Below are 6,995 nucleotides of genomic sequence, written 5' to 3' on the forward strand. Positions count from 1 at the left end.
ATTTTAAAGAGTATTAAAGAAAACAAAAATACATATAGTAAAAAAGATAAAGACCAAAAAGAACAGCCGCGACTGTTAAACAAAAAGGTCTAAAGGTGGTTATATAAATGAATAATATATTCAGCGGTTTACATCTTGGTTTGAGAGCCTTAGAAACCCAAAGAAAATCACTCGATGTAACCGGACATAATATAGCAAATGCAAATAATGAAAACTATAATAAACAGCGGGCAGTACATAAAGCCTCTTATCCATATACAGCTCCCGGATTATCTAATCATGGCGGAGCCGGCCAGTTTGGAACCGGAGTTGAAATTGAAACTGTCGAGAGAGTTAAAGATCAGTTTATCAACTCTCAAATTTTCAATGAAACTCAAAGTGCAGGTTACTGGACTGAAATGCAGCGGGGACTAGAAAAGATAGAGTATATTTTTAATGAACCTTCTGACTCCGGAATAGATACAGCAATGAATCAGTTCTGGAATTCACTTCAGGATTTAAGCAACAACCCTAGTGATGACGCAGCAAGAAATATGGTAAGAGAAAATTCCTATAATTTGATTGATTCATTTCAGAGTGTGGAAAATCAACTGACAGATTATAAAGATAGTATAGATCAAAACTTAAATAATGCAGCTGTTAATGTTAATGAAATAACTACTAAAATTGCAGATCTAAATAAGCAGATAGTTTCTGTAAAGGGAAGTGACCAGAGCCCAAACGATCTTTTGGATGAGAGAGACGCCTTATACAAAGAGTTGAATTCTATGTTAAATGTTCAGTCCAGGGAAGATGAGCAGGGGAATTTAATTATCTCTGCAGATGGTAAACAGATTGTTAATGGATCTGATGCATATGAGCTGGAAATGATTGAAGATCCAGATAATGAGGATAGAATGATTCTCGGACATAAAAAAACAGGTTCACCAGTTAATGTTAAAAATGGTAAGATTAAAGCCTGGATGGATGTTAGAGATGAAGAATTAACTGTAAACATAGAAAAATTAAATGATCTTGCTGAGAATATGGTAACCGAGTTTAATAATCAGCATAAAGCAGGTTATGATGCAGAAGGAAACCAGGGTGGGGACTTTTTCAAATCTATAGCAAGTATGGATGGAGATCAAACAGTTATCTCACAGCTTGTTTTAGATGAAAATATAGCTGATCCTGATGGTGGTCTGGATAAGATAGCAGCCGGAAATACAGTGTCTGATGGCTCTGTTGTGGGAATTGAAAAAGTTGATACCAGTGATATAACAGCTAAATTTGAAATTGATATTAGAAAAGTTGATCCTAACGATGATGATTCTGACTATGAAGTTACAGTGACCAACCTAGAAACAGATGCTGAATTTGGTCCTGAAACTGTTAAAAAAGCAGATAATTATAAAATTGGTTTTGATACAGCAACAGGTAATTTTACAGATGTTGCTGGAGATATTGATTTTAATATAACAGCTAAAAGTGAAGGAACTGCTGTAGTTAATTTAGATGAAGCCATTGGTAATGGAGAAAATGCAAATGCTCTTTCGGATATTTTCGAAAAAGATGGCAATAATATTAAATCTGAGTTTAGAGAGATTATAACTTCTGTTGGCGCAAATTCTTCCAGAGCCCAGAGAATGGTAAATAACCAGGAGGTTGTTTTAAAGCAGTTAAATACACTTGATAGAAGTATTTCTGGAGTATCTCTTGATGAAGAAATGGCTAATTTAATTAAATACCAGCAGTCTTATGCAGCAGCAGCCAAATATATAAATAAAACAGAAGAACTACTGGATTCATTGATGACAATAGTATAACTTATAGGAGATGACAGCAATGCGGGTTACAAACTCAATGATGGTTAGAAATATGTTAGACCATTTGAAAAAGAATATGGGAGATTTAAATGATTTAAATGAACAGTTAAGTTCAGGTAAGTTATTTCAGATGCCTTCTGATGCCCCAATTAAGGTAGCAGATAGCATGAATTATAAATCTCAATTAAATAGGAATTCACAGTTTCAGCGTAATTTAAATCAGGCTGAAAACTGGTTAAATACAACAGAGAGTGCTCTTAAGAGTGGGACTGAAGTAATGCAGAGAGCTAGGGAATTAACAATTTATGCTGCCAACGATTCGATGACGACTGATGACAGAAAAATGGTGGCTAAAGAGATGAAGCAGTTAAGAGATGAGTTAATTGATATCTCTAATGCTAAACTTGGTGACAGCTATATTTTTTCTGGGCAGGAAACTGGAGAAAAGCCATTTTCACTTAATGCTGACGATACTGATCTAAAGAATTACGTTGACTATCAGGGTGATAAAAATGGTGTTAAGCGAAGATTAAATGAGAATGTTGAGATGGATGTTAGCCTTAATGGCGATGAGGTTTTTAAAGATAAAATTGATAAGCTCCATAAAATTTATAGACAATTAGAGAATAATATTCCTGGTGAAGATTTTAAAGGTGAAGATATTGGTGATAATCTTGGTGAACTGGGTAATCATATAAATGATTTTGTTGAAAAAAGATCAGAAATTGGTGGAAAGCTTCAGCGGGCAGGAAATATTATTGATAGATTAGAAGCAAATGAAGTTCATTTAAGAGATTTAAAATCTAAAAATGAAGACGCTGACTTAGCTGAGGTAATAACAGAACTCAAGATGGAAGAAACAGTTTACAGAGCTTCTTTAGCCTCTGGCTCCAGAATTATGCAGCAGTCTTTAGTTGATTTTATTAGATAAATTTTAGTTGCTTTTATAACTATGGTTTAATTAAAAATACCATAGTTGTAATGGTTACTAAAACACCGTTGCTGGCAACACTATCGGCCGAAGTGTTGCTGCGGAGGTGCTCATATAACCAAAATAAATAGATTCAACTGGCAAGGATGCCAGGAACAACACAAAATTTCAAGGAGGAATAAATAATGAGAATTAACACAAACGTAGCTGCTTTAAACTCTTATAATCAACTTAAGGATACACAGAACAATCTTAGCAAATCTTTAGAAAGACTGTCATCAGGTAAAAGAATCAATAGTGCTGCTGACGATGCAGCGGGGCTTGCTATCAGTGAGAAGATGAATGCTCAGATTAATGGACTTTCTCAGGCACAGCGAAATGCTCAGGATGGTATTTCTATGATTCAGACTGCTGAGGGTGCATTAAAAGAAAGTCACAGTATTCTTCAACGTATGCGTGAGCTATCTGTTCAGGCTGCTAACGATACAAATACAGCAGCAGATAGAGAAGAAATTCAAAAAGAGGTTGATCAGTTAACTTCTGAGTTGGATAGAATCGCTAGTGATACTGAATTTAACACTCAAAAACTATTAAATGGTTCTAAATCTGTAGATGCTACAATGACAGCTAATACTACAAATCTTTCCAGTGTAGATGCTGAAACTTCCGTTGAAAGTGGAACATATAATGTAGCCACATCCAATGTAAGCACTGCTACAACTAATTTTTCAGCTAATGGTACTGGAATAGCCAAAGCTGATATAACAGCTGGTACTGCTGCAAGTACAAATGTAGATGCTGGTAATTATCAAATTCAAATTTCGGATGTAGACAGTGCAGCTAGTACGGCAGATGTATCATTATTAGACTCGGAAGGAAATGTTCTTGATAGTGTAAATGATGTAACTACCACTGGTAGTGGTTCAGCTGCTCTAGGTGGATTTACTGTAGCTACTTCAGGTGTTTCTGCAGCTGGAACAGCCAACTTTACTCAGGATATAACAGCTGATATAACTGTGACTGAGGATAGTGGAGCTACTGGAGAAGAAGTTGCTAAAAATGTTAGTGTAAAAGCAAGCTATGCTTCAGGAGCAGATAAAACTAGTGAATTTTCTGTCGGCGATTTCACTTTTGAGGCTACCTCTAACGCGGTTGCTGGTACTGGTTCAAATGATGACTTTTCAGTTCAAAATAAAGCAGTTACATTACAGATAGGTGCTAATGAGGAACAGAATACAAAAGCTAGTATGAACGATATGTCCTCCGAGGCATTAGGGGTAAAAAGTGTTGATTTAACTACTCAAGAGGGTGCTGATAATGCGATTGCGACTATTGATAAGGCTATCGCAGATGTTTCAGCAGAACGTTCTAAATTAGGTGCTGTTCAGAATAGATTAGATCACACAATAAATAATCTAAATACTTCTCAAGAAAACCTAACAGCTGCTGAATCCAGAATCTCTGATGTAGATATGGCCAAAGAAATGATGAATATGAGTAAACAGCAGATTTTATCTCAGGCTGGTACTGCAATGTTGGCTCAAGCTAATCAGATGCCACAGGGCGTACTGCAGTTGCTCGGTTAATTTCTTGAAGAGAACGAAATATCTAATAGAACAACAATCAGGCCGGCCGGTTTTCCGGCTGGCTTATTTTTTAAGAAAGGGTGGAAACTATTATGAGAGCAGATAGTGTGGAATCTCTTTCCAACCGTCAGATTCATAATGATAAGAGCAGTAATCAAAGCACTGGAGTTAATAGCAATAATAGTAATAGTGATAACAAAACCCAATCTCTTCAGGAAAACAAAGAGTTCACTGAAAAAGAACTGGCAGAAGAGGTCAAAAAATCAGTAAAAGATGTAAACGAAATAGTAGAAAAAGTTAAAGAAGGACTTTCCTTTCAAATTCATGAAAAAACAGAAACTATGATGGTCCAGGTAGTTGATTTAAAAACAAAAGAAGTGATAAAAGAAATGCCGCCCAAAGAAATGCTGGATTTAAAGGCCAGGATTCATGATATGGTAGGAATTTTAATAGATGAGACGGTTTAGAAAGAAGGTGTTATAATGAGTGATTTAAGTCTTGGTGGATTAGCCACCGGTATGGACACTCAGGGAATTATTGATCAGCTGGTACAGCTAGAAAAAAAGCCGATTTATAATTATCAGCAGGAAATATCAGAAATGGAACAGACTAAGGGTGCCTGGCGTGATATTAACAGCAGGTTGGATAATTTAGAAAATACGATAACTGACCTTAAGTTATCTTCAACTTATAATTCCAGGACTACAACCTCTAGTAATCAAGATGTAGTTACTGCTACTGCTAGCAACTCTACTGCAGAAGCCAATTACGATATTAAGGTCAAAAGAACAGCCAAGGCACAGAGGATCTTTGGCGGTCAGATGGCAGATGCTTATACTGCTTCTGCTGATGATACGATTACAATTAAAGGGACAGATATTGCTGTAACGGCGGGAGATACTTTAACTGAGATAAGCAATAAGATCAATGAGGCAGAAGCTGGTGTTAGTGCTTCAATAGTTGATAACAGGCTTGTTTTAGAAGCCTCAGAAACTGGAGTAGATAATGCCTTAAAAGATACTTTAGATACTGGTGGTCCGACTATTTCTGATAATAATGGAATTTTAGCGGAAATAGGTGTTTTGAATACAGACGGAGAGATAATTAATGAACCACAGCAGGCATCAGATGCTGAAATAGCGATCAATGGAATAACAGGAATAACAAGCTCCTCTAATGAATTCAGTGATGCAGTTGAGGGAGTAACCTTTAAGATCAATCCAGAAGCTGCCGTAGATAGTACAGCTACTATTTCTGTTGCTAAAGATACTGCTAAAGCCACTGAAGCTGTGCAGGCTTTTGTTGACCAGTATAATAGTGTTATGGACTTTATTGACAGCAAAAGTAGTTATGATTCTGTGACTAAAGAAGGCGGAATACTTCAGGGTGATGGAACTATAATGAGGCTGCAGATGCGCCTGCGAGAACTTGCTACTGCAAAAGTAAAAGATGGTGGAAACTATCAGACTTTAAGTTCAGTTGGCATAGAAATTGATCGGGATGGAGTAATGAGTCTTGATAGTTCTAAACTAACTGAAGCTCTGGAGAATAATCCGGAAGAAATTATCAATCTTTTTCAGGCAGAGTCAAATGTTACCGGTTATGATGGTATGGCAGTTAGAATGGATAGCTATCTTGACCAGGTGCTTCAGAGTAATACCGGTTTGATACCCAGAAGACTGGATTTCTATGATACTCGGATAGAGAGCTTAAATGAAGATATAGCAGATGTAGAAAGACAGGTAGAAATGACCAGACAAAGATATATGGAGCAGTTTACCAATATGGAGTCAGCCATCTCTGAAATGAATCAGCAGATGAGCTGGATGCAGAGTCAGCTTTCAAGTCTTGCTGGATCCAGCAGTAGTGGTATGCAGTAATATGATAAGAAATAAGTTTTGTTGAGGAGATTGGTAAGCTGAATAAAATACCGATCTCCTTTAATTGTTTTTATTTTGGAGGGAATTAAATGTTACTTACAATAGGAATGATGGTAAAAAATGAAGGGAAGCATCTAGAGGAATGTTTAGAAGCATTAAGTCTAATTAGAGAAGCTTTAGATTCTGAATTAATAATTATTGATACTGGATCGGATGATAATACAGTAGAAATTGCAAAAAAATTCACTGAAAATGTATATTTTCATGAATGGAATGAACATTTTTCCGAGATGAGAAACAAGGTAATAAGTTACAGTAAGGGTGACTGGTATTTTTCTCTTGATGGGGATGAAATAGTTTCTAATCCAGAAACAATTATTAATTTTTTTAAATCAGGTAAATATAAGAAATATAAGACTGCTTTTGTTACCCAGAAAAATTATACTGATGAAAAAAATGAAAATTTTACTAAAATATTAGTTCCTCGTCTTTTTGAAAACGATGAAGATTTTCATTTTGAAGGGGCAGTTCATAATCAGCCTCAATTCAAAAAACCAATTTATGGATTAAGTACTGTTTTGGATCATTATGGTTATATTTCTTCAGATAAAGAATTAATGGAAAAAAAATTTCAAAGAACAGCTACTATTTTAAAAAGAGAATTAGAAAAAGATCCTGAAAATATTTATTATTGGTATCAACTTTCTCGTAGTTATGCTATGCATGGAGATAATGGGGAAGCTTTAGATGCTATTCTAAAGGCTTATAATATCATGAAAGATAAAAAACATGG

At 35.6% G+C, this 6,995-nt stretch carries 6 protein-coding genes; all 6 read left to right on the forward strand.

Annotated elements, in window-relative coordinates:
- Positions 1-107 precede the first annotated feature (107 nt).
- On the forward strand, positions 108-1,805 hold the full coding sequence (gene flgK, locus CI949_RS14515) for a flagellar hook-associated protein FlgK (protein ID WP_290767586.1): 1,698 nt from the start codon (positions 108-110) through the stop codon (positions 1,803-1,805).
- Positions 1,806-1,824: 19 nt separating this feature from the next.
- Positions 1,825-2,736 (forward strand): flagellar hook-associated protein FlgL, encoded by a 912-nt coding sequence (gene flgL / locus CI949_RS14520; protein WP_290767588.1) that lies wholly within the window; start codon positions 1,825-1,827, stop codon positions 2,734-2,736.
- Positions 2,737-2,921: 185 nt separating this feature from the next.
- Positions 2,922-4,322 (forward strand): flagellin, encoded by a 1,401-nt coding sequence (locus CI949_RS14525; RefSeq protein WP_290767590.1) that lies wholly within the window; start codon positions 2,922-2,924, stop codon positions 4,320-4,322.
- Positions 4,323-4,414: 92 nt separating this feature from the next.
- Entirely contained in the window at positions 4,415-4,789 is a 375-nt protein-coding gene (locus tag CI949_RS14530) for a flagellar protein FlaG (RefSeq protein WP_149796828.1), read from the forward strand.
- 15 nt (positions 4,790-4,804) lie between these two features.
- Positions 4,805-6,202, forward strand: a complete 1,398-nt coding sequence (gene fliD / locus CI949_RS14535) for a flagellar filament capping protein FliD (RefSeq protein WP_149796829.1) — start codon at positions 4,805-4,807, stop codon at positions 6,200-6,202.
- 89 nt (positions 6,203-6,291) lie between these two features.
- Positions 6,292-6,995 (forward strand): glycosyltransferase (locus tag CI949_RS14540; protein ID WP_290767596.1); only part of this gene is annotated, 704 nt, incomplete at its 3' end.

It is taken from the genome of Halanaerobium sp. (genome assembly GCF_003070835.1).

Coding starts and splice junctions, on each gene's coding strand:
- CI949_RS14530 (WP_149796828.1), top strand. CDS start 4,415: ATGAGAGCAGATAGTGTGGAATCTCTTTCCAACCGTCAGATTCATAAT.
- flgK (WP_290767586.1), top strand. CDS start 108: ATGAATAATATATTCAGCGGTTTACATCTTGGTTTGAGAGCCTTAGAA.
- fliD (WP_149796829.1), top strand. CDS start 4,805: ATGAGTGATTTAAGTCTTGGTGGATTAGCCACCGGTATGGACACTCAG.
- flgL (WP_290767588.1), top strand. CDS start 1,825: ATGCGGGTTACAAACTCAATGATGGTTAGAAATATGTTAGACCATTTG.
- CI949_RS14525 (WP_290767590.1), top strand. CDS start 2,922: ATGAGAATTAACACAAACGTAGCTGCTTTAAACTCTTATAATCAACTT.